We start from the raw sequence: 25095 nt of genomic DNA on the forward strand, positions 1-25095 counted from the left end.
ATGAATAATTTTTTTGTCAAACATAAAAACGGATTGAGTGCCATAATTTTTCTAATTATTTTGGGAGGTTTTTTTGCGTATTCTAAAATGCAAACCAGTTTATTTCCGGAGATTACTTTCCCTAAAATAAAAATCATTGCAGATGCCGGACAACAGCCGATTGATAAAATGATGATTACGGTTACAAAACCGTTAGAGAATGCCATTAAAAAAGTACAGGATTTAAAAACGGTCAGAAGTACAACCAGTAGAGGAAGTTGCGAAATTTCGGCATTCATGGATTGGAAATCGGATATCGATTTGAGCAAAACCCGGATAGAAGAGCAAATTAATCAGATAAAAAATAATCTTCCGCCTGATACTCAAATTTCAGTCGAGAAAATGAATCCTTCTATTCTTCCGGTTATTGGATATGCTATAGAAGGAAAAGGAATCTCGCCTATTGAACTTAAAAAAATAGCCAATTATACCATAAAACCTTTCCTTTCTCAAATTGATGGTGTTTCTGAGATTAGGATTATTGGCGGAAAAGAAAAAGAATATTGGTTGTCACTTGATTTCACTAAAATGACAGCATTGGGAATTACGCCAGATGCTATCACGCAAGTTTTAAGTCAAACCAATTTTATTAAATCCAATGGGTATTTGTCGGATTATCGTTATTTATATCTCACAATTGCAGATGCCCAGGTTAATAAAAAGGACGAACTGGAAAATTTGGTTATTCGCAATAACGGAAAAGCAATTGTAACCTTAGAAGATATTGCTGCTGTTGAAATTCGAGAAGCTAAAGAGTACATAAAAGTAAATGCGAATGGTAAAGAAAGTATTCTTATCGCCGTTCTCAAGCAACCCAATTCAAATTTGATTTCATTATCTGAGGCGATGCATGATAAACTGGAATCATTAAAAAAAATCCTTCCGAAAAATATAATAATAACGCCATTTTATGAGCAGGCCAGTTTTGTAAATGATGCTGTAAAAAGTGTAACGGATAGTTTGTTGATAGGGCTTTTGTTAGCGATTATTGTTGCTGTTTTATTTTTAAAATCAGTGAAAGCCAGCGTTACAATTTTGGTTGTTATTCCCGTTACTTTGGGGTTAACATTGATTGTGTTGTACGTAACCGGACAAACGTTTAATATCATGACCCTAGGCGCGATTGCAGCGGCTTTAGGATTAATTATTGATGATGCGATTGTAGTTGTAGAACAAATTCACAGAACTTATGAGGAACATCCTGATGAGCCCACTGTTTCGCTTTTGCAAAAAGCGATTCACTATTTATTTCCGGCAATGGTAGGTTCATCCATAAGTACGATTGTGATTTTTATTCCTTTTGTATTAATGAGCGGTGTTGCGGGTTCGTATTTTAAAGTGTTAACAGATACCATGATAATCACTTTAGTTTGTTCTTTTTTTGTGACTTGGTTGTTGCTTCCGGTCGTTTATTTATTGCTTTCCAAAAAAGAAAATAATTCTGAAGTTAAAAAAGAACTTGAAATTCACGATGTAAAAACACAGACTTGGGTAGCTTATTTTATTGGAAAACCTATAATTAGTATTTCATTTTGTATCGTTCTGGTGCTATCTATTTTTATTATTCTGCCTAATTTAGAAACTGGTTTTTTACCAGAAATGGATGAAGGAAGTATCATTTTGGATTATGAAAGCCCCCCAGGAACTTCACTTGAAGAGACTGACAGAATGCTGAAAGAAGTGGAAAAGATAATTATAAAAATTCCTGAAGTAGAAGCGTACAGTCGCCGAACAGGAACCCAAATGGGATTTTTTATAACGGAACCCAATCGCGGGGATTATTTGATTCAATTAAAAAAGGACCGAAGTAAAACCAGCAATGCTATTATTGATGAAATTAGACAAAAAGTAGAAGCGACTCAGCCCGCTTTACGCATTGATTTTGGTCAGGTAATAGGGGATATGTTGGGTGACTTAATGAGTTCTGTTTCGCCGATTGAAGTAAAAATATTTGGGAACAATCAAGCAGAATTACAAAAAATAGCCAAGAAAGTAAATGCAATAGTCGAAAAAGTAAAAGGTACTGCTGATGTATTTGACGGTATTGTTTTGGCTGGGCCATCCATAAATATAGTGCCTAATTATAGTCAGTTAGCGCAATACGGAATTACTCCAGCCGACTTGCAATTTCAATTGCAAACTGCCCTTGAAGGGAATGTTATTGGGAATTTATTAGAAAATGAACGTGTAACTCCCATTCGGTTAATTTATAAAAATTCAGAAAAAAGAAGTCTAGAAGAAATTAAAAAATTGCAACTGTTTTTACCAAATGGACAATCCATTCCTATCTCCAGTTTGGTTAGTATTGAAGCTCAAAAAGGAGTAGCGGAAATAGAACGTGAAAATCTTCAAATTATAAGTGTGGTTACGGGAAGGCTTGATAATAGGGATTTAGGAAGTGTGATGAAGGATATTCGATCTCAAATTTCAGAAAATATTCATTTACCCAGTGGCTATTATATTGAATACGCAGGTGCTTATAAAGAGCAGCAACAATCGTTCAAGGAGTTGTTGATGATATTAATCGCTTCTTCCTTATTGGTTTTTGGTGTCATTTTATTTTTATTTAGAGATTTTAGAGTAGCATTGGTAATCTTAATAATTTCTGTTTTAGGAATTGCAGGAAGCTATATTTTGCTTTTTCTAACAGGAACGCCATTAAACGTGGGAAGTTACACAGGAATTATTATGATAGTAGGAATAATAAGTGAGAATGCTATTTTTACATTTCTGCAATTCAGGGAAACTTTTAAATTGACACGGAATGTAAATGAATCTATAATTTATTCAATATCCACTAGGTTGCGCCCCAAATTAATGACTGCGTTTGGAGCAATCATAGCCTTATTTCCACTAGCAATAGGAATTGGAACTGGATCAGAATTGCATCAGCCACTAGCGATTGCTGTGATTGGAGGATTTATCATTGCGATGCCTTTACTTTTGATTGTATTGCCTACTTTATTGTGTTTAGTTTTCAAGAATGAAAAACATTTTACTTACTTTAATTAATTTAATTTTTTATTTAGATTGTTCATTTTTAAATAAATACAAATCATATTTTAAATAAAATATATAGCTTTGATAAAAAAGTAAGGTAAATTAAATGCTTTTTATTTAGTGGTACTTCCGGATGTTCCAAATAAATTTGTTAAAAGTGTTTAAATTTTAAACTAAAAATTAATGGAACTTTTTTCTAAAAAGTTTTGATTGCCTTAATTTCTGCCTAAAAAGGATATCCAATAGCCAAATTGAAAACTAAATTTTCTTTTCTCCACATGCCACTTCCAAAATTGATTTGATCTAAAACCCAGCGTTGCCCATCAGGCAAATAAGGTTTCCGAATAGGGAAGGCGAGGTCTGTTCTAAGAATTAGAAAAGAAAAATCAAAACGTAATCCCGCCCCAGCACCAACAGCTAATTCGTTCATGAAATTTTTAGAAAATTGGGCCCCTGGTTTTTCAGGATTATCTTTCAACAGCCATATATTTCCTGCATCTAGGAATAAAGCTCCTTTTACCAAACCATAAATTTTAGCTCGGTATTCTGTATTGAATTCCAGTTTTAAATCTCCTGACTGATCTGCTAAAAAACTACTTGCCGTAGCATTACCATCATAGGTTCCAGGACCAATGGATCGCGCACGAAATGCTCTTAAACTATTGGTTCCACCAATAAAAAACTGCTTAATAAATGGTAACTCATTCGAATTTCCGTAAGCAAATCCTGCGCCTACAATAATTCTGCTGGCAAGCTGTGAATCTGGACCTAATTTCAAATAATGTCTAAAATCGTTTTCGACTTTTATAAATTGGCTAAAAGGAACATTAAACAGTTTGATGGTATCTCCTTTTTTTATGTTTGCTCCTGTAGCTAATCCGGTTATGTTTCCGGCTAAATCTAAAGACCCTTTATAATAAAATGTATTTTTCCTTCTTTTCTCTACTGTATTGGTGTAAGTATAAGAATAGGTTGGACCAAAAATTAATTGTTTTTCTATTACTTTACTTAGTGATGGATTGGCTAAAATTTGTTCTTGATACAAAGGAGTTATATTTTGAGGGCTTGCATAAGTGATTTCAGTAACATTTAATAAATGCTCTTTTTTCTCGCTCGCTTTCCATAAATAACCAAACGAGCCTTTGAATGTTTGCAACGAATACAATTTGGTTCGGTTTTGAAATTCATATCCTAATGTAGCTTTTGTTTTGGGCACAAAACCACTAGAAGATCGAAGCTTTAATGGGGAAACAAATCTTGGCCAAACTAAATTAGCTTCGGTTCCAACCCGGTACACATTAAATCCGTTATTTTGTCCGGAAACCTGTACTTCAACACCTCCAAAAGCAGATATTGTTAGTAATTCAGCACCTCTAAAAGCGTTTCGATTACTCCAGTTTAAATTGAGTTCGGTTCCGGTATAATTAGCAGAATTGGTTTTTGCCAAAACTTCCAAACGAAGGGATTTTTTAGGTAGAGGCGTAAGATAATAATAGGCGTCTAAATAATTTCCTAAGGTATCAGAAGGTTTAAATTGATTTTTAACGAATTTGAAAGTACCCAAATTCACTAATCGATTCAAAGATAAATTATGATTGGTCCGATTGTATAGATCTTCTTTTTTAAAATATAAAGCGCGGTCAAAAATCCGTGGTTTGAATAAATTATCCGGATCTATAATGGTAAAATCATTGTATTTTTTGATGGAATTATAATCGGGTTTCAAACTATCAGAACCAATAGAATAGTTAGGATAAACAATAATTTTATTAATCTTGAAAGGCGTCTCCGCCAGTTTTGGAGTTTCATCTTTTACTTTTACAATAAGATCCACCTGATGATCTGCAACGGTACTGTCCACTTGCACTTTAAGATAATCAGGGTTAAAATAAAAAAATCCTTTTTCCTTTAGTCGGGCGTCAATACGAACTCTTTCTTCTTTAATAATATCAAGACTGTAGCCATTATCTTTTTTTAATAAACTTCTGCTGCTTGTTCTACGAACCGCACTGGAGATGACGGAGGAATCCGTTGGGAATTTTACTTCTCTGATTTTATATCGTTTTAATGGTTTTACAATATATTCCGCGGTTGCTTTTTTGCCATGGCGGGTTGAATCCGCTTCAGTTTTAGTGTTGAAATAACCACTGTTTTCGGAGAAATTCTGTAAGACACTTTTGCTGTATTCTAGATCTACTTGACTGAATAAAACAGGAGGTTCACCAACTTTGGTTTTCAACCAGTAGCGCCATCCTTTTTCTTTTTTTGGTGTTCCCGCTAAATTATAGATGAATAATTTAGGACGTAATCCCAAAAATGAAGAATTTGGTTTTGGTCTAAGAGTACTTTTTAATGCCGTTTTTAATGCTTTCTTCTCTTTATTAGATATTTCTTTTCCTTCTACTTTCACTGTTGCACCAATGTATAGGAGTTCTCCTTCGGGTAAAAATTTTGTATTGCTGCAGGAAGCGGCAAACAAAACTAGAAAAAGGAAGTATAGTAAATGATTTTTATTCATCTGATTTTTTTGATGTGATTAAAAAGAAATTAAACAGTAAGGAATTAAGTTTTATTAAGAAAAATCAACTCAGTAATTTTCTTAATTTCTTAATAGTTCAAAATTTTATTTGTTTTTTTTAGTTGCTTTTTTAATTTTGCTTTTATTAAATAATTCCTTGAATTTATTGTAATCCAAAGTGATTATAAAAGCAATTCCAGTTTCTACGACTTCACCTTGAAGCGCCACTTGATATTTATTGAGACGGTACGCTCTGATTTTATACCTACCATCTTTCGAAAGTTGGTAATCCAAAGAAACATCACCGGCTATATTGTTTGCATTTTGATTGACTTGTTGCGGTCCTTCAATTCCAAAACTACTTCCAACGGTAACTTTCAATCGGTCGTTCAGCAGTTTTTTAGATATACCTACATTCAAATCGGTTTTGTTTGCTCGCTGACCCGTTGTATAATCGTCAGAAGTATTTAAATCAAAATTAAATTCTACACCGCTGATTAAGTCGCCTGCCAAATTATTCAGTTGTTGTGATAAAATTTTGCTCACACTTTCTCTTGCTAATGAAGAAACATTTGCTCTTCCTGCTTCACTCGCAAATGGATTTTCTCCAATAAAACGATTTAATAAAAGTAAGGCAAAAACCTGTTTGTTCAATTCATCTGGCTGTTGACGTAATTGAGCCAATTTGGCTTGCGTAGTATTAATAATTTCTGTCGAAACACTGTTATTTCCTTCTGGCAAAACGATGTCAAACGAAATGGTAGGTTTCATTATTTCTCCAGTCATTTTTAATCTGGTTTCAAAAGGAATTCTTTGCTTGTATGTATTTCTCACTTCGGCAGTTACAGTTCCTAATTGATCATTTACTAAATCAATTGGCGCTGCATCTGTTTTATAAATTGCTGTAATACTAATGTCAGCGGTGGTTGGTTCTCCCGTCCAAAGAATATAACTTCCTGGTTTGATGTCGAATTTTCTTTTAATGGAATTGAAATTCATTTCATAACTTCCTTCGGATAATTCATATCGACCGGTCAGCGTCGTTTTTCCGGAAGGATCAATTCCACCGTTCAATTGTGCTTCTCCTTTTAATTTTAGAAAATCCCCATTGGCTTTGTCAATCACCAGAGATAATTCGGCCTCTTTATCAATCTCAATATTTACCGAAGCATTGACTCCTTTTATAGCTGATTCACTAGTAAATTCTTCTAAAGCAATTTCTCCCAATAATTGCGGATTGTCCTGATCAATGAATTCTACAATTCCTTCTCTATCAGCAATTGATGGGTCAGATTGCGGGATGACCACAGTGAATTTGGTGTCTTTGTTAATTTTTATATTTCCTTCCACAACAGGATTATCAAAATTGCCTGATATTTTTAAATGATTGTCTAAATACAATTCGCCATAGTACATTGCATTGTCTTTGGCTTTAGAATTAATGGCTTTAAAATTATCTGCATCCAAGGCTAAATCAAAACCAAAATTCCTAAAATTGGCACTGTTAATTTTTCCATTAATGGTCAAAGGATTGTCTTTTTCATCTTTTATAATGAAATTATCAAAAAGAATAGCATCGCTTGTAAATACAATTTTATCATTTGCAGACTTAAAAGATGAATTGAGTTTCGTCGCTTTGAAACCAATTTCATTAAATTGCAATTCTCCAATTACTTTGGGTTGAGTTGTATTCCCCGTAATTTTAAAATTTCCAGTAAAAAATCCTGTACTTTCTTTTAGATTATCCAAAGTAAAACCTTGAATACTTTTCAAATTCAGTTTTTCAATAGCCAGATTCATATTAAAACTGCTGTCAGTTGTTTTGTAATTTCCATCTAAATTGACTTGGTTCCCTTGACCTGTAATCGAAATTACTGCATCATATCTATTTGCAAATGCATTATTTACTTTTATAATAACGTTACCGACAGTATCTTTTTTGAAAGTAAAATTTTCAATAGTTAAATCCGAAGTGAAAAGGGGTGACGTATTTACATTTTTAACCAATGATTTTCCATTGATTTTACCGCTCATCTGCAAATCCTGTTTTTCAACTACACTAGTAATAGTTTTGATGTCAAAATCTTTGAAATCAATTGCGATTGGTGCATTTCTGTTACTAGATTCAGATTGTATTCTAATACTACTTCCATCTTTGCTCAATTCAAAATTATCAGCATAAATTCCATTTTTACCAAAACGAATTAAATTATCTTGCTTTATTTTCCAAGATTCGTAATTGAGCAATAGATTATTTGGATCAAAACTTACTTCGTTATTTCCGTTCGTTGCTTGCAGAGTTCCACTTATCAAGTATCTTTCTTTGTCTTTTACGTCTTTTAATTGCAGTGTGTAATCCAGAATATTGTTTTGCACTTTCCCCGAAATATTGGTGTAAGGCAACTGAATTTGCTTATTTTGAATGTCGTCAATAATTAAACTATAAACGAGCGCTTTATCTTTGGTATCAACTTTAAGTACGGCATTTGTGATCGTATTTTCTCCGTAAGTTAATTTAGGAATTGTGCCGTTTAGAACAATAGAATCGTTAACAGAGTTGTATCTTCCACTAATATTAATTGGTTCCAGACTTTTCAAATCAGGAATGAGATTCAATAGAATTGGACTGTCTTTTACGCCAATTTTAAAAACAAATTGTTGTTTTTCGACAGGGATTTTTCTTCTATTTGGTTTGCTGTCATAATACTTTGCAACAGAATTAGATAAAGCGGTGGCTATTTTTGATAACTTGTATTTCCCGTTTACCTCCCCATCCATAAATGGAGATTTAAATACTAATGTGTTCTTTTGAGAGGTAGATGTTGCCACTACGCTGATTGAATCAATTAAAAATTGTTCTTTCGCATTTGCAATGGTAATATTATATGCATTTACGGTTCCATTAAGATAATCTAAATTAGCAGATTGAATATCAGCATTTATAACACCTCTAATTTTCATAGGACCAGCATGCAGATTCAGTTTTTCTAAATCAGCGATATCAATATTCAATTTTAATTTTCCTGTTGGATATTTGTCTCTAAAGCTTCCACTACTGACCAAATCAAATTTGAGATTAGGATCTTTTGCGAAAGCAGTTGCATTGAAATTTCCGTTGCGAATATTTCCTTTTATACTCAAATTTTTATACGTATATTTATTATAATACGCTTTTAGAATAGTTCCGTTCAGTGAAACCATAGCTGTTTTTAGGTTGGAACCACTCCCTTTTATATTGGCTTTCAAAGTTACTTTTCCAATAGAATCGTTTTTGATAAACTTCCCTAAATCAAAATTAGTTAGCTCTGTTTGGGCATCATATTTCTCTTTATTTTTTACACTGCGGTCGTATGTGCCTTTGATTTTTGCCTTTCCAAAACTACTTACCAAATTCATATTGGTATTAAAATTAGTAATAGTTCCTTTGAAAGTTCCAACGGCGCTGAATTTCGACGGAAGCTGAATCGAATTTGGAATCGTTTTTGGAGGTAAGATTCCATTAAAATCTTTAGAACTGGATTGTAAGTCTTTAACATTCAAATCAAAGAAAGCTTTATTGGCATCTGGTAAACCTATAATTTTTCCGCTTGCAACCACTTTTGTAGTTCCAATACCGCTGATTTCTATGTCTGGAAATGAAAAATTCTTTAATTTCCCCGAAACTTTACCATTTACCAGTAGTATCGCGTTGCGATTGCTCATGAAAGGATTCGTTTTTATTAAAATGGGAGCAAAAAGCAAAATATCTTTAATACCCAATTTACTTTTCTTCAAATTAGCTGTAATCCCTAATTCCCCTGGATTTTTGACTAATGATTGGATCGAAGGATAACCTATTAAAATTTCATCTCTTAATTCTGTTTGAGGTGTTTTTAAATATAATTTTTTAAGAAAAGCATTCTTTTTACCATAGAAAAATTCAGCATTAAACGACTGAATATTTAAACCGCTTTTGTCTTTAAATGTTAACGAATTCGCATCTCCGGAAATGTTTTCTGGATTGTAGTAAAAGGCATCAAGTTGTAGATTTAATTTAGTAAAGTCTAAATGATTGTAATCAATACCTTCCTTTATTCTGTCAATATTATTATTGTCATAACGGAAGTTTACTCGCTTAAACTCGGTTTTGGTTATTTTTACTTCCCAATTGTTTGGTGCACCATTTGATTCTTTTTTTGCATTTGTTGGGTCAAGTTTACCAAAAGCCAATTCGCCTTCAGCACCAGTCAAATCAATACTGTCAAATAATAATAACTGATTATTAAGATCAATTTTATCAATTTTAGCTAACAGTTTTTTTAAATAAAATTTAGTTGATAATTTGGTTTCGTCACTTTGGTAATCTACATCAATTTTGGCAAAATCAACTTCTCCGAGTTTTAATTTTAAGATGGATTCCGGCGCATTTTTTATAGCAGCAACTTTAGTTTTATTGGATATTTGAACCAAACCTTGTTTTAACTTAAACCGTAAGCCATTAACTTTAACTTTTGGAATTTCAAAAATCATTTGATCTAAATCAAACGTTTTTACAGTCGTTTCAAAATGATTTAGATTTGCATTTAAATCGTTTTTTGTAACCGCATCATTATAATTAAATTTTATACGGTCCAGTTTAATATCGGCTACAGAAAATTGCATAGGAGGAGAATCACTTTTTTGCTTTTCTGGCGAAGCAAAAGCCTTAAAGATATATTCAAAATTAAAAACTGCTTTTGAATCTCTATTTAAATTGGCAGTAATTCCTTCAAGTTCCAAGGAGTTGATTTCGATTTTGTTATTCATCAATTGCAACATACTAATATCAGCCGATAATTTTTCTCCAGCTAAAAGAGTGTCTTTTTTTTGATCCTGAAAATAAACACCTTTGAGTATTATCTTTTCTGGAAATCCAATTTGTAAGGTGTCAATAGAAACTTTAGTCTTAATTTTTCCTTCAAGATAGGTTACCGCTTTCTCTTTAGCATAGTTTTGGACGGAGGGAATTTGAATAATGGCTATTAGCAATAGAAACAATAGTATGATTGCTCCTAATGTCCAAAGGAAAATTTTAGAAATTTTCTTTAAATAGTTTTTCAAATGAAGTGTTTTTTAAGGTTTAAAAATAACCAATTTAAACCAGATTAACAATTGTAATCCAAAATGGAATAATCTACAAATATCTAAATTTTAAATAGAAAAACCTTATGAATTTAAGGGTAAATATTGTAAAATTTTTGGATTTGAATTAAACAAAGTGCAATTTATAAATAATTTAAGTGTTCGATATTTAATAGCTTATGTTCAAGTAAAAATATACATATTAATTTATGTTTTATAAATGGGAATTTCATTAAAGTATTCAGCTTGTTTTTCTTCTAATATAATTTCTTTTAAAGCCATAAGCATTGCTTTATTTGAAGTAAATAATTCTCGATTAAAGTTAATAACAGTGGTTATGTCGATTTTTTCAATAGGTGCATTTACCGCTTCGGTATAAAAATTATTTAAAGCGGTGCTATAATTATTTTGTATCGAATCAAATAAATGTTGCAGTTCTTCAAAGCTTGCTTTTTTATCCTGAATAAGGAATGCATTCAATTCAAAATACAGATTTTCAGTTTCTTTTTTATGGTGTGTAAAAAAATTGTACTTAATATCTTTTGACGAATTTCTGAGGTCTGAAATATTAGTGCCAATGTCTTTCACACTTTTTACCGAGTGCATGGAACTCCGTACTGAAGAAATCAGTTGGTTGAGTTCAGCCTGCTTTTCTCCTTTTAATTTTGTTCGTAAGTCTAAGTAAAACGATTGTATTTCCCCTTGTAATTGTTTGAGGAATTCATATTTCTCTTCTATCGTTTTTGAAAAGAAATTTCTTTTTTCATTAATCCTTTTAAAGTCAGTATTTTCTCGAAGTTGTACGGTATCAATTTTGAATAATTCCAGATTGAATAACATTGAATTATAGAAGAAGTATTTTGTTTCTCTACGGAGTAAATCAAGAGCGGTTTCAGGTTCATTGATTGCTGCATGACTAATAAAAGCCACTGTAGCGGCATCAGTATCTTTGAAAAAGAGTTCCAAAAGCTTTGTGAAAGGGTTGAGTATTGGAAAAAAAATCACAATGGCTAAAAAATTAATCAGACTGGAAAAAGTGGCCAACCCAATTAACGGATCTTTTATATGTAAAATATCAGTAATCAGGAAAAGAATTGGGGTCAGAAAAACAAAGGCCAGTGCTGTAATAAAAATATTAAAAAATAAATTACCCAGAACGATTCGTTTTTTTGAAGCATTGCCGCCTATCGCTCCAAGTACGATTTTAATAATCGTACCCGTTTCTGATCCCAATGCAATTATAGCTGCTATAGGAAAACTGATTGCCCCAGCGTGCAGCGCACTAAGTGTGAGGGCCATGGTTACAGAGCTTGATTGTACAATAAGGGTTATGAGGAAACCGATGAATATAAAAACGATTTTTGGCATTTCAACATAATGTGAAAAATCAAAATCCTGTACTTGCGATTCCATTGCGGTTTTCATAAAAGAAAGGCCAATGAATAACAATCCAAAACCAAAAAGGAAATAGGCTAGATGTTTCATTGTCTTGCGATTACCAAAAAGAATTAGAAATATACCTCCTAAGCATACGGCAGGATAGGCAATTATTTCAATATCCATTTTAAAACCAAGACTTGCAATTAGCCAACCGTTAACTGTTGTTCCCAAATTTGCGCCCAAGATAATTGCCATTGAATTTCGCATACTGAAAACCCCTGCACCTACAAAAGCAAGTAGCATCAGTGTAACCATAGAGCTACTTTGTAGAATACCTGTTATGATTACACCACCTGCAACAGCGCCAAATTTATTTTTGGTAATGCGTTGCAGAAAAAGTTTGAAATTTCGTCCTGATAGATTTTTTAAGGATTCCTCCAATAAATACATAGCAAAAAGGAATAAACCAATCCCAGCCGCAAGTTTCAAGAAATGATTAAGGTTTTCCATAGCTTTAAAGATACTTAAATTTACTTATATAATTTTTCTGAAAATGTGTATTTCTTTCTTTAAAATTGTGTGTTATAGTTCTTAAAATAAAAAACCACAACTTTTTTAGAGTTGTAGTTCTATACGTAACAATTAGAAGTCTTTTTTGTAAAACTGCGGTTTAGGGGTAATGATTTTTAGGTTTTTGTATAAATAATCTAATAATCAGAATAGTCCGTTGGATATAAAAAAGTAATGTCCATATGGGAAATGTTGTTTTTATATTTTTCCAAGGCTATTAATTCTTTCCATTCCGGAGAATCTGAAAATGCTTTCCAGTGCGCATCTCTACTTTCCTGATTAGCAAAAGTGGTCATATACATCAGGTTTGGCATTTTGGCTCCCGAAATTACTTCGCCATAAAAAGCGGGATTAAATGCAAGGCGGTCAAAGAGTTTAATTTCCCCACCAGCTTTAAACATATCGACTTTATTGCTGTAAATCGCTTCGGTTGCTGATTCATAACTTCTTAATTCATACACTCTATTTGCTCTTGGACTATTCAAAACAGGAATTGTCAAAATGGGATGATCAGCAAATGCTTTTAATAAAACAGATTCGATACGGGAATAAGGCGCTTGCTTATAAGTCGCATTCAAATACTGCGCTCCGGTAGCCAAATAGGTTTTATCTTTAGCCAGTTTTTCTTCCAATGCAAGAAATTGTGAGAGGGACTTAAAAGGAATTAATACTATGATTTTTTTTAACGTGTCAGTAGCATTTGGTTTTAGTTTAAAAACCCCAATATTTTTAATTCCCAGTTTTTTTAGTGCCGGTAAATAGGCTTCTTTTAAATATTTATCTGTGGTTTGAACTTGTTGTTCTGAATTTAAAACGTAGGTTTTGAGTTGGTAGAACTCTCTGGATTGAACTACGATTTTAGAATCTGCCGTAACTATTGTAAAGCTGGTAATGGCTGAGGCGATAATCATTAGGAATAGTAATTTTGTTGCTTTCATTTTTTGGTTTTCTGATTAGGAATTAAATAGCATTCAGTTTATAAAAGTATGAAAAAAGTAATACATTTTCGAACTACTCAAATTGATTCGATGAGATTTGAAAATTTGTTTAAAAGTGAAGCTCTAAGAATAATTATAACAATCGTTTAGTAAGACCGTTAGTCTTTTCTCTAATTTATTTTTAATGGACAGATAATAAAACTGACTAATTTTTATTTATTGCGTTTCATGTTTGAAAAAAGGAGATAAAAAAAAGGTTTTTAAGTTTAGCGCGCAGTTCTATTATAAATTAACTTAAGTGTCTGAAATATAATAATATATGTAAAATATTTTATTTTTTTAAACAGAAAAATGCTACCTTTATGTTTGATTTTTACTAAAATAGTCTTTTAACAATTTAAATTAATTAATTATGTCAACAGAAAATTTTTTAGTTTGGTTACTTTTAGGAGTAGTCGCAGGGTGGTTAGCTGGTCAAATTATGAAAGGTAGTGGCTTTGGCATTATCGGAAACATAATTGTTGGAATTTTAGGAAGTTTTTTAGGAGGCTGGTTAGGGACCAGACTCGGTATAGGAGGTACTCAAACTGGTGGTTTTAATTTAGCCAGCATACTAACTGCGGTTTTAGGTGCTGTTGTTCTTTTATTTATTGTTGGGCTGTTTAATAGAAGCAGAACTAATTTGTAGTAAAGAATATTTAATGAACGCAAAAAAGTCAGTAGAACATTTTCTACTGACTTTTTTGTATTCTTGATTTACAATTTTTTTGATTTTTCGTTACTTTAGCACTCGCACTGTCATATGATTAACGCCTGCAACTTTAAAAACATCGCCTTTCACTTGTATAGTTTCTCCAGTTGAAATCTCCTTATATTGTGTTGGATCTAATAAATTGGCACGACTTATAGTTACTAAATAAATTGAATTGTTGGTTGCTGCTAATTTGGCTGTATACCCGTCTTTGCCAAACAGGATTTCCTGCACTTTTCCAGTGGTAAAATCAGTAGTGTTTGCATTAATCAGCGGACTGCAACTTACAGCCAGTGCGATTACGATTAATAAGCAGCTGGCAATTTTATAAAATTGTTTCATAAATTTAAAGTTCTAGAAAATCATTGGATTTTGGAAAATTACGAATAGCGTCCATCGCGATTTCAGGTGTTGGGTTGGCTATTTTGCGCAGTTTGGTATCCATCCAGGCACCATCAACAGTTATTATGGCACAAAGTTTATTTTCGTCATTGATAAATTCGTGTACAATAGACCAGCGCGAAGCATCGGGTCTCATTTTAGATATTTTAGTATGAATAGTTATTTTATCCGAAAGCAGTATTTCTTTTTTGAAAACGCATTCTTCCCTGAATAATATAGGACCAAAATTTTGTGATCGCAAAACTTTCATAGTTAAACCCAAGCTTTCTAAAATCTCAATACGATGTTGCGCGCCAAAATCATAATAAGCGCTGTGTCGTACATGAAAATTAGGGTCAAGATCTGACCATCGAAAAGATAATTCTTTGCTAAATGCTGTCATTGTTTTTTATATTAGTTAATGTCGCTTCCTTTCGATTTAAATTAATACGAAAGAAGGGCAAATTTATGATTTTGAAATGTCTTTTAATACTTTTTTTCCACTTTCATTACTTGAATCAAGTTCTACTGATTTTTTATAATTCAAAATGGGAAGCTTTTTATCTCCATTTTTCAAATAAGCTTCTCCCAAACTAGCCTATCCATTCCCTGATTGATGAAACGTTTTAGTATTTAGCTGGAAAACTTCTATTGGGCATATAGTTTCTGTTGATATTGATTTGTTTACTGATGCCGATATGGCACCATCGATTTTAAGGAGATAAGAAGTTTTCTTGAGAATAAATATTCGTTTTTTAGTTCAAGAAATCTTAATAATGTTGCGTTTATAACTTATTTTGAAGTGGGAAATTCAAAAGAGGATTTTGTAAAAATAGACTTGTATTATACGGATGATTTTATTTTTGATGCAGTTTCTAAAGATACTATTAGAATGACTTCTGAAAATGAAATTATTGCAATGAAATTATATATTATTTTGAGGTGCAGCAGAAAAAAATATTTTTGGGACTTAGATTATTATCTTGATAAAGTAAGTATTGACGAAATGATTTCGTTTAATGAACAGCGGTAACCTTGTAACGATTGCACCAATATTAAAAGTCAATTTGTAAATTTTGAATTGGCTGATGCTGATTTTGACCCGTTACGTTTACTTAAAAAATCTTGGGAGTTTATAAAATTGGATTTTTTTGAAAGTGTCAATAAAAATTCCTAATTCCAAAAAAAGGCATTGAAACCCAAATTCCCTTAGCCCCGATAGCAGTGAAAATCCTTTTTATTCGCCTTTTTGGAGGATAAAAAGATTGCAATGTATAGCGGGAATAGCTCCAGAAAACTGAAGAACTTGACCCCTAAAGTAGCGATTATTCAGCTGTTTGTACAAGTGTGGCACTAATCAAAATAATAGCGGGTGGTTCAATTTATAAAAAGCTATTTTTGTAAGATTTTTCAATTAAAAATGTATTGTTGATAATTTTTTTAATAAAAACATAATATTTTTAAGATTATTTTAACAAAAATACATAGGTTTGCTATCTTCACTATATGAAATTATCAAAAAAACTATTTATGAGAATTAACCGTTTTGTTTTAGGTGTATTATTTATGTTAATAATGCCCGCAGTTATGAATGCCCAAACAATCAAAGGGATTGTGACGGACGAGAATGGGCAATCTTTGCCTTATTCTAATGTTATAGATAAAGAAACATCCAATGGTGTAACCACGGACGGAAACGGTAATTTTGAAATTAAGGTAAAAGGATTGCCCGCTACATTGACTGCCAAATATGTGGGTTATCAAAATCAAAATGTTGAGGTGGCAAATGATACCGCCCCCATTACTTTTAAGCTACTGCCTAATAATAGTTTAGATGAGGTTGTTGTTACAGGAAACAGATCAAAAGTGCGTAGTGTACTAAATTCTGCTGTTCCGATCGATAAGATTTACTCAGAAGATCTTAAATCTAGCGGTCAGGTTACATTTGATAAAATGTTGGCCTACAAAATCCCTTCCTTTAATTCTAGCAGTCAGGCTATTTCTGATGCTACAGCCCATTTTGACCCGGCAGATTTGCGTGGTTTAGGACCCAGTCGTACCTTAGTTTTAGTGAATGGAAAAAGAAAAAATCAAAGTGCATTAGTGTATATCAATGATACTCCTGGAAAAGGTGAGGTAGGAACAGATATGAAAAGTATTCCGTTTTCTGCAATCGAAAGAGTAGAAGTACTTCGTGATGGAGCGTCTTCTCAATACGGTTCTGATGCTATTGCAGGGGTAGTGAATATTATCCTTAAAAAGCAAACCAACTTTACTGAAGTAACTCTTACTTCAGGAGTAACTTCACTGGGAGATGGTTTTAATTTTGGAGCTGATCTAAACTCGGGATTTAAAATTGCTGATAAAGGCTTTGTAAATTTCAACCTTTCTTATTTGGACCAAAATAAAACCAATAGAGCTGGAAAGCCAGGAAAAGATGATTTGTTTGGGGTAGCTGCAAATGACCCGCAATGGGGAGATTGGTTAAGTAGAAATCCTGACTTAGGAATGACTATCGGACAACCAGATTCTAAAATGGGTGCTTTGGTTTTCAATGCTGAATATCCTCTTTCGGACAAAACAACGCTTTATACTTTTGGAGATATCAATATAAGAAAAGGAACGAGTTTTGCATTATATAGAGCTCCTTATTGGGTTTCAGATCCTAACAATTTATTGCACGCAGCTGGTACAACTTATAATGGTTTCCAACCTACATTCAATACAGATGTGTTCGATAATCTAGGAAGTGTTGGGTTAAGATCTACTTTGTTTGGTTTTAATTCGGATTTCAGTTTTACAGCGGGTTCTAATACGGTTGATTATACTGTAAAAAACTCATTAAACGTTTCTTTGGGGGCTAAAAGTCCAACTGAATTTAAAACGGGTGGATATACTTTTAGTCAGTTTGTAGGAAATGCCGATTTTAGCAGAACTTTTGATAAAGTGACTTTCGGTTTTGGTACAGAAATAAGAAAAGAGCAATTTGAAGCGAGAGCGGGTCAAGTGGAGTCGTATGTCGGTGGAGGCGCACAATCTTTTCCTGGATTGCAACCGGCAAATGCGTTAAAAAAAGACCGTAATAACATCGGTGTTTATACTACCTTAGATTATGATGTGAATGAGGCTTTCTTGATAGGAGGATCTTTACGATATGAGAACTATTCTGATTTTGGTGATAATTTTTCTTGGAAAGTAAATTCTCGTTACAAACTGAATAACGATATTGCCGTTCGTGCTTCTTACAGCACTGGATTTAGAGCTCCTGCATTGCACCAGATTTATTTGAGTAATATTCAAACGCTTGTATCTGGAGGTACAATTTCTAATCAAGGGACTTTTAACAATGTAGATCCTGCGGTTATAGGACTTGGAGTTCCTCAATTGCATGCGGAGAAATCTCAAAATATATCGACAGGGATTACTTTTAGATCAGGTGCTAATTTTTCTGCTTCGGTTGATTTCTACCAGATCAAAGTAAAAGACCGTGTTTTGTTTTCTGGGGCGATTGAATTTGATGGCGATAACAAAACAACTAACCCGGTTGAACAAGTATTAATTGACAATGATATAACAAGTATGAAGTTTTTTATCAATGCAGTTAATACAATAACCAAAGGTGTTGATGTTGTTTTGAACTACAAAAATCTAGCGGTTGGAAATGGGAAACTAGGATTTAGTTTGGCATCTAATATTTCTAATACTAAAATTGATGGGCAAATTGCTACGCCCGCTATTTTAAAAGCAAATGGGTATGATATTTTTAACCGTAAAGAGCAAGGCAGAATATTAAATGCGAGACCTAATACAAAAGTATTGTTAGGAGCTAATTATGATATTAATAAAATGAGTGTTATTTTTAACAATACTTATTTTGGTGAAGTTACTTGGCAACATGCTACTGATGTTGCAAAAGATCAAACTTTTGCTGGAAAAGTGATTACAGATTTAGGTCTTTCTTATAAATTTACAAATACTATATCTGCCAATGTGATGGTAAACAACTTACTAAATGTCTACCCTGACAAATTAGATACTAAAGGAGATGTTGTTACTGATTTGGGAGGTCGTTTTAAATACGCATGGGAAGTAAACCAATTTGGTTTTAGCGGTACCACATTTACAGCGGGATTAAACTTTAAATTTTAAAGGAGAATTATAGGACAATTATTAAAACGGGATTTATTCCCGTTTTTTTATGTAAATATTTTTTTGAAGGGACACAATTTAATAGGATTATCCGTAATGGAGGTCAAATAAGTTTTTAAATAATAAATTTGAATTAATATCATAAAGAAATATAAGTTCCGAGAAGCGAACTTATATCTCTTATATGGTAAAAAAAACGTTCCATTATTTCGATATGAATTCTATTTACTTTGTATATAAGTTTGGGTCCGTGCTATGACAGTCATACATTGTAAAAACGAATTTAAATCATTGTTTTCTTGTGTTTGTGACTTTGCTCTCAAAAGGAATGCTGTTTTGTTTTATAGAAGTAATGACAGCATGCCTAAAATGTCATATTGTCAGATTAATTTACGACAATTTTAACAAAAACTGACAATTTACTGGACCCTTTTGCATTGGCATAATGATTGACTTAAGCACCATGAGCCGTTAAAATAAGTATACATTATAATTAAATATAAATAAAATGGGTAAAATAATCGGAATTGATTTAGGTACGACAAACTCTTGTGTTTCTGTAATGGAAGGTAATGAAGCAGTTGTTATTCCTAACGCAGAAGGAAAAAGAACAACACCATCTATCATCGCTTTTGTTGAAGGTGGAGAAATTAAAGTAGGGGATCCTGCGAAGAGACAAGCGGTAACTAATCCAACTAAGACTATTGCTTCTATCAAACGTTTTATGGGTCATTCTTTTTCAGAAGTTTCGGCTGAAGCAAAAAGAGTTTCTTACAAAGTAGTAAAAGGGGACAACAATACACCACGTGTTGATATTGATGGACGTTTATACTCTGCACAAGAATTGTCAGCTATGACACTTCAAAAAATGAAAAAAACTGCTGAAGACTATTTAGGTCAAACAGTTACTGAAGCAGTTATTACTGTTCCTGCTTACTTTAATGATGCACAACGTCAGGCTACAAAAGAAGCTGGTGAAATTGCAGGTCTTAAAGTAATGCGTATTATCAACGAACCAACAGCAGCAGCGCTTGCTTACGGTCTTGATAAAAAAGGTAAAGATCAAAAAATTGCTGTTTACGATTTAGGTGGAGGTACATTTGATATTTCTGTTCTTGAATTAGGAGACGGAGTTTTTGAAGTATTGTCTACAAACGGAGATACTCACTTAGGTGGGGATGATTTTGACCACGAAATTATTGACTGGTTAGCTGCTGAATTTTTGACTGAAGAAGGTATTGATTTACGTTTAGATCCAATGTCTTTGCAACGTTTGAAAGAAGCTGCTGAGAAAGCAAAAATTGAATTGTCTTCTTCTGCTGAAACTGAAATTAACTTACCTTATGTAACTGCTACAGCTTCAGGACCAAAACACTTAGTTAAAAAATTAACTAGAGCACAATTTGAAAAATTAACTGATTCTTTAGTAAAACGTTCAATGGCACCAGTTGCTAAAGCGCTTAAAGATGCAGGTTTAACTGTTTCTGATATTGACGAAGTTATCTTGGTTGGAGGTTCTACTCGTATGCCAAGAATTGCTGAAGAAGTGGAGAAATTCTTTGGTAAAAAAGCGTCTAAAGGAGTTAACCCTGATGAGGTTGTTGCAATTGGAGCAGCTATTCAAGGTGGAGTTCTTTCTGGAGATGTAAAAGATGTATTGTTACTTGACGTTACTCCTTTATCTTTAGGTATCGAAACTATGGGTGGTGTTATGACAACTCTTATTGAGCCTAACACAACTATTCCAACTAAAAAATCTCAGGTTTTCTCTACTGCTGCAGATTCTCAACCAACAGTTGAAATCCACGTTTTACAAGGAGCTAGAGCAATGGCTGCTGATAACAAAACTATCGGTCGTTTCCATTTAGATGGTATTCCACCAGCACCAAGAGGAGTTCCACAAATTGAAGTAACTTTTGATATTGATGCTAATGGTATCATTAAAGTTTCGGCAACTGATAAAGGAACTGGTAAATCTCATGATATTCGTATCGAAGCTTCTTCTGGATTAACAGCTGAAGAAATCGAAAGAATGAAAAAAGATGCAGAAGCTAATGCTGATGCTGACAAAATTGCAAGAGAAAGAGCTGAAAAATTGAACGAGGCGGATGGAATGATCTTCCAAACTGAAACTCAATTGAAAGAATTAGGTTCTAAATTATCTGATGAAAACAAAGTTGCTGTAGAATATGCATTAACTGAATTGAGAATGGCGCACCAATCTCAAGACATTCCTGCAATTCAAACGGCTCTTGACAACATCAACGCAGCTTGGAAAAAAGCAACTGAAGCGATGTATGCTCAAGGAGAACAAGGTCAAGGTGAAGCACAACCTCAAGGGGATGCTGCTCAAGGAGACAATGTTGAAGACGTTGAATTTGAAGAAGTAAAATAATAATTTCCTTAGAGACACGATTTATGTCGTCTTTACTGTTGATTTAGAAAACCGTTTGCCTTTGGTGAACGGTTTTTTTTATTGTTATTAATTCCGATTCAGTCTTGTTTTTTGCCACTAAACATTTTTGTAATAACTAAGGCATGGGGAAATGTTATGGCAGCAAGAAAGGAAAAAAATAACGCATTGAATAATTGTTCCTGCTTAAATACATAATAAAGAACTGAAATTCCCAATATGGATATTCCCCAATATAAAACTGCCGACCTGCAATAGGTAACAAAAAGCGGGAAGGAGTAATTTCCATGAAGGAATTTTATTTGATCAATTATTGAGGGTATACTATGCCATAAAACGAAGTATAATGCAAATCCCCATATTAAACTTGAGGATTTGAAAATAATAATAAATAGCAGTAAATAAAATGTTTCTGTTAAAAGTTGTTTTCTTGCTATTTCAAATTTCCAATACAAATAAGTCCCTAATATTGTTAAAATAACACTAATTATTTTCAGAACTGTTGCAATATAATGGATATCAATTGAAATTTTTATTATCTGAAATACAATGTTCTGGACTTCATTAACATGAAAGGCAAATAGGAGAAACAAGATGGTTGCACCATAGAAAAATTGAAATAGTATTGTAAACCATTTTGACACTAGCTGCTTTAAATTCTGCCATTGCTGTTCTCCAAAATGATATGCGCTTACAATAAGAAATAGTAATAATGCTAACCAAGGTATTAAATAAAATAAAAGTGCACCAACCAAAACTACAAGTAAATAATAAGCTATTATTTTAAAGTAAGGAATCACCTGTTTTCTAGTGCTGATATTTTCGATTAGCAATAGATCATTTGCCCCATGTAAAATTCCAAAGGAAAATATCAATAAAAATCCAATGATAATTTGAACTTGATGTGAAAAAAAAGAATCAATCCATAATCCAAAAAAGCTAACTACAATTGCGATATTCAAATATTTTGACATTAAATTTATATTTTGTTTAAAATTAATACAAAAAAAATAAACAAAACGTATTTTTATTATTTAACTTTTCATATATTTGAATTAACAAATTCACTTAACCTCAATTATTTATGACAAACTTTATGTTTATTCCAGGATTAGTTGCAAGATTATCTCCTACTGATTATGTAGGATTTACCTTTTTTGTTGGCTGCATGGCTATGATGGCTGCGTCGGCTTTTTTCTTTTTATCATTAAATCAATTTGATAAAAAATGGCGAACTTCAGTATTAGTTTCAGGTTTAATTACTTTCATTGCTGCTGTACATTATTTTTACATGAGAGATTATTGGGCTACGTTCCAGGAATCGCCTACATTTTTTCGTTATGTCGATTGGACGTTAACAGTTCCGTTGATGTGTGTTGAGTTTTTCTTAATTTTGAAAGTTGCTGGTGCCAAGCAATCATTGATGTGGAAAATGATAATTTTATCATTAGTGATGCTCCTTACAGGCTATTTCGGAGAAGCAGTAGATCGTCCTAATGCATGGATATGGGGATTAATCTCAGGTATCGCTTACTTTGTGATTGTTTATGAAATCTGGCTTGGTAATGCTTCTAAATTAGCCGCCGCAGCAGGTGGAAATGTTTTGGCTGCCCATAAAATATTATGTTGGTTTGTACTAGTTGGATGGTCAATTTATCCATTGGGATATATGTTAGGAACTGACGGTTGGTACAACGGTATACATGGTTTAGGACTTAATATTGATGTTGTGTACAATATTGCGGATGCCATTAATAAAATTGGATTTGGACTTGTAGTTTACAATTTAGCTTTAAAATCACAAACCACTTAATTTTAATTTCCTTTGTTTTTAAAAACCGAACTTGTGATAGCTCGGTTTTTTTATGGAATTTATTTTTTGTTTAAAAAGAGATGAGCTCCTTTTGTATGAAATATTATTGTACTTTTCAATACATTTAAAATCGAAAGCAACTATGAAAAAAACAATCTTACTTCTTGTCCTGTCATCTTTTAGTACTGTTATTTTCAGCCAAAGCAATAAAGCAGTAAAAAAAACAGGATCTGCATCTATTTTTGCGAAATCAGATAATGTTTTGGCAGAAATGAGTAAGAATAAATTTTATTTGTTAGTCACCAATAAAGGAGCCAAGAAAGACACGATTTTAATGAAAAGTTTTGAGGTAGATAAATTGCCTTTAGAATGCAAAATTGAACCCTTTACCACCAAGGGAATTACTTTGCATAAAATAACTTGGCTAGAAAAAAAGACCATGCAAACTAAATTAAAAACGGAGGCTGCTGTAACTACCGTTTCTGTAATTTGTGATATAGCTTCAAAAATAAAACTGCTGACCAATGAACAAATTACTACAAAAATAACTGAAGTACACTTTTTAGATGATAAGCAAACTGTTTCTGAAACAATAGACCGAATTAGAAATGAAGGTTTTGAATGTATAGTAAATAAACAAGGAGATGTGGTATTGAAAAATAAAGCAAAGGAAAATAAAATGATTTATGTTCCGGCGGATAAAAAATTTGTATTAACTTCTGCCGGATCATCGAAGAAGAAATAACTAATTTAGTTTTTAAATAAAAGTAAGCCCGACCCGTTTCAAAAAGGAGTCGGGTTTTGTTTTTATATAGAAATAAATGTTTTTAATAAGTCTTAAATGATTAATCTCATATTAAGAATTATTATTTCTGATTATCTTTGTTTTTTATGAATGTCAAATTCCATAAGTAGCCATTCATTTATAAAAGATTTTCGTACTATTACCAGATAAAAAAATTTTGGATGAGAAAAATTAAATACAAGAAAGGCAGAAAACTGCAACCTTACAATCTGGAATATACCGGGGTGCATCAAAGCCACGAGTCAGAAATGCAGTTATTTGTTTTTGACAATTTTGATTTGACAGAATATGAGGATTTTAAAGTTTCGGATCTGGATAAATATATTAATATTCAAAAAACCAATTGGTTGAATATACATGGTTTAAATAATATTGAATTAATAAAGTCCATTGGAAACTATTTTAATATCGATAATTTTATGCTTGCCGATATTTTAAATACTACCAAGAGAACAAAACTAGAAGAATTGTCAGATACTTTATTTTTTAATATAAAATCACTTTTGCCGGCCGGAGATTCAGATAATATTAGTGTCGAGCAAATCAGTTTTCTGATAAAAGATGGTATTTTGATTTCTTTTCAGGAAAAACGAAGTGATTTTTTCTTACATATTCGGGAACGAATTCGGACGAATTCTGGAATTGTAAGGACAAAAAAAGCGGATTATCTTTTGTACATCCTTTTAGATGCCATTATGCAAAATTTCTATATAACCATAGAGAATGAAGAAGATAAAGTAGAAGAACTGATTAACCTTTCTAAAAACAGTGCTGACCCAAAAATTCTGGAAAGAATTGAAAAACATCGCGATAATTTCAATTTTCTGAAGCGATCAATTATTCCTTTAAGAGATTCTTTGTACGATATTAAAAGCATAAAAGACGATAACGTGTTCAATTCAATTGAAACAGATAATTTTAGTTTTTTTATTCGATTGCATCAAAAAAGTTTGGAGCTCCTGGAACAAATTGAATCCGATATGGGTTCACTGGAAAGTGCTTCTAATTTCTTTTTTTCGGCGCAAACGCATAAGATGAATGAGATTATGAAAACACTGACTATTGTGTCGGCTATCTTTATTCCGCTCACATTTATTGTGGGAGTTTATGGTATGAATTTTGAAAATTTACCTGAACTAAAATATCAATATGGCTATCATACTGTAATGGGAATTATGTTTTTGATTGTAATTGGAATGATAATTTATTTTAAAAAACGTCGTTGGTTTTAGTAATAA

The 25095-nt window shown here is 32.5% G+C and carries 15 protein-coding genes; 8 read left to right on the forward strand and 7 right to left on the reverse strand.

The genetic code is table 11. The annotated features are described in order from the left end of the window. Positions 1 to 3051: an efflux RND transporter permease subunit gene (locus C4S35_RS13520; protein WP_104000682.1), complete on the forward strand. Its 3051-nt coding sequence runs from the start codon at positions 1 to 3 to the stop codon at positions 3049 to 3051. A 214-nt stretch (positions 3052 to 3265) separates the two neighbouring features. Here C4S35_RS13520 and tamL read toward each other — a convergent pair whose 3' ends face one another. The 4 genes from tamL to C4S35_RS13540 all read right to left on the reverse strand — a co-directional run bounded on the left by tamL (position 3266) and on the right by C4S35_RS13540 (position 13545). Beyond that, positions 3266 to 5557: a translocation and assembly module lipoprotein TamL gene (tamL, locus tag C4S35_RS13525; RefSeq protein ID WP_104000683.1), complete on the reverse strand. Its 2292-nt coding sequence runs from the start codon at positions 5555 to 5557 to the stop codon at positions 3266 to 3268. Between the two features lie 105 nt (positions 5558 to 5662). Beyond that, entirely contained in the window at positions 5663 to 10636 is a 4974-nt protein-coding gene (locus C4S35_RS13530; protein WP_104000684.1) for a translocation/assembly module TamB domain-containing protein, read from the reverse strand. 228 nt (positions 10637 to 10864) lie between these two features. Beyond that, on the reverse strand, positions 10865 to 12547 hold the full coding sequence (locus C4S35_RS13535; RefSeq protein ID WP_104000685.1) for a Na/Pi cotransporter family protein: 1683 nt from the start codon (positions 12545 to 12547) through the stop codon (positions 10865 to 10867). A 197-nt stretch (positions 12548 to 12744) separates the two neighbouring features. Then, positions 12745 to 13545, reverse strand: coding sequence for an NIPSNAP family protein (locus C4S35_RS13540; protein ID WP_104000686.1), 801 nt, complete (start codon positions 13543 to 13545; stop codon positions 12745 to 12747). Positions 13546 to 13957: 412 nt separating this feature from the next. Here C4S35_RS13540 and C4S35_RS13545 point away from each other — a divergent pair, with 412 nt between their 5' ends. After that, positions 13958 to 14233 carry a GlsB/YeaQ/YmgE family stress response membrane protein gene (locus C4S35_RS13545; RefSeq protein WP_104000687.1) on the forward strand — a complete coding sequence of 92 codons (276 nt, stop codon included), beginning with the start codon at positions 13958 to 13960 and terminating at the stop codon, positions 14231 to 14233. A gap of 90 nt (positions 14234 to 14323) precedes the next feature. On the opposite strand, the gene C4S35_RS13550 is transcribed toward C4S35_RS13545, so the two are convergent. Together C4S35_RS13550 and C4S35_RS13555 are read right to left on the reverse strand one after the other, a co-directional pair. After that, positions 14324 to 14638, reverse strand: a complete 315-nt coding sequence (locus tag C4S35_RS13550; protein WP_104000688.1) for a hypothetical protein — start codon at positions 14636 to 14638, stop codon at positions 14324 to 14326. Between the two features lie 4 nt (positions 14639 to 14642). Beyond that, complete coding sequence (locus tag C4S35_RS13555) at positions 14643 to 15080, reverse strand: acyl-CoA thioesterase (RefSeq protein ID WP_104000689.1); 438 nt, start codon at positions 15078 to 15080, stop codon at positions 14643 to 14645. A gap of 399 nt (positions 15081 to 15479) precedes the next feature. Here C4S35_RS13555 and C4S35_RS13560 point away from each other — a divergent pair, with 399 nt between their 5' ends. From C4S35_RS13560 to dnaK, 3 genes are all read left to right on the forward strand, one after another. After that, positions 15480 to 15710 (forward strand): hypothetical protein, encoded by a 231-nt coding sequence (locus tag C4S35_RS13560; protein ID WP_104000690.1) that lies wholly within the window; start codon positions 15480 to 15482, stop codon positions 15708 to 15710. 497 nt (positions 15711 to 16207) lie between these two features. Then, entirely contained in the window at positions 16208 to 18826 is a 2619-nt protein-coding gene (locus tag C4S35_RS13565) for a TonB-dependent receptor (protein ID WP_104000725.1), read from the forward strand. Between the two features lie 508 nt (positions 18827 to 19334). Further along, entirely contained in the window at positions 19335 to 21221 is a 1887-nt protein-coding gene (dnaK, locus tag C4S35_RS13570; RefSeq protein WP_104000691.1) for a molecular chaperone DnaK, read from the forward strand. A gap of 98 nt (positions 21222 to 21319) precedes the next feature. On the opposite strand, the gene C4S35_RS13575 is transcribed toward dnaK, so the two are convergent. After that, positions 21320 to 22114 (reverse strand): Brp/Blh family beta-carotene 15,15'-dioxygenase, encoded by a 795-nt coding sequence (locus C4S35_RS13575; RefSeq protein ID WP_244175287.1) that lies wholly within the window; start codon positions 22112 to 22114, stop codon positions 21320 to 21322. A 209-nt stretch (positions 22115 to 22323) separates the two neighbouring features. On the opposite strand from C4S35_RS13575, the gene C4S35_RS13580 reads away from it, so the two are divergent. The 3 genes from C4S35_RS13580 (at position 22324) to corA (ending at position 25089) form a co-directional block, all read left to right on the forward strand. Continuing rightward, the gene (locus C4S35_RS13580; protein ID WP_104000693.1) at positions 22324 to 23052 is read left to right on the forward strand and encodes a bacteriorhodopsin-like; all 729 of its coding nucleotides are present in this window, start codon (positions 22324 to 22326) and stop codon (positions 23050 to 23052) included. A gap of 142 nt (positions 23053 to 23194) precedes the next feature. Beyond that, on the forward strand, positions 23195 to 23797 hold the full coding sequence (locus C4S35_RS13585) for a hypothetical protein (protein ID WP_146059554.1): 603 nt from the start codon (positions 23195 to 23197) through the stop codon (positions 23795 to 23797). 221 nt (positions 23798 to 24018) lie between these two features. Beyond that, positions 24019 to 25089: a magnesium/cobalt transporter CorA gene (gene corA, locus C4S35_RS13590; RefSeq protein ID WP_104000695.1), complete on the forward strand. Its 1071-nt coding sequence runs from the start codon at positions 24019 to 24021 to the stop codon at positions 25087 to 25089. Positions 25090 to 25095 lie beyond the last annotated feature (6 nt).

It is taken from the genome of Flavobacterium urumqiense (assembly GCF_900108015.1).
GTDB lineage: Bacteria > Bacteroidota > Bacteroidia > Flavobacteriales > Flavobacteriaceae > Flavobacterium > Flavobacterium urumqiense.

Coding starts and splice junctions, on each gene's coding strand:
- C4S35_RS13555 (WP_104000689.1), bottom strand. CDS start 15,080: ATGACAGCATTTAGCAAAGAATTATCTTTTCGATGGTCAGATCTTGAC.
- C4S35_RS13585 (WP_146059554.1), top strand. CDS start 23,195: ATGAAAAAAACAATCTTACTTCTTGTCCTGTCATCTTTTAGTACTGTT.
- C4S35_RS13550 (WP_104000688.1), bottom strand. CDS start 14,638: ATGAAACAATTTTATAAAATTGCCAGCTGCTTATTAATCGTAATCGCA.
- dnaK (WP_104000691.1), top strand. CDS start 19,335: ATGGGTAAAATAATCGGAATTGATTTAGGTACGACAAACTCTTGTGTT.
- C4S35_RS13545 (WP_104000687.1), top strand. CDS start 13,958: ATGTCAACAGAAAATTTTTTAGTTTGGTTACTTTTAGGAGTAGTCGCA.
- C4S35_RS13580 (WP_104000693.1), top strand. CDS start 22,324: ATGACAAACTTTATGTTTATTCCAGGATTAGTTGCAAGATTATCTCCT.
- tamL (WP_104000683.1), bottom strand. CDS start 5,557: ATGAATAAAAATCATTTACTATACTTCCTTTTTCTAGTTTTGTTTGCC.
- C4S35_RS13565 (WP_104000725.1), top strand. CDS start 16,208: ATGAGAATTAACCGTTTTGTTTTAGGTGTATTATTTATGTTAATAATG.
- C4S35_RS13520 (WP_104000682.1), top strand. CDS start 1: ATGAATAATTTTTTTGTCAAACATAAAAACGGATTGAGTGCCATAATT.
- C4S35_RS13535 (WP_104000685.1), bottom strand. CDS start 12,547: ATGGAAAACCTTAATCATTTCTTGAAACTTGCGGCTGGGATTGGTTTA.
- corA (WP_104000695.1), top strand. CDS start 24,019: ATGAGAAAAATTAAATACAAGAAAGGCAGAAAACTGCAACCTTACAAT.
- C4S35_RS13540 (WP_104000686.1), bottom strand. CDS start 13,545: ATGAAAGCAACAAAATTACTATTCCTAATGATTATCGCCTCAGCCATT.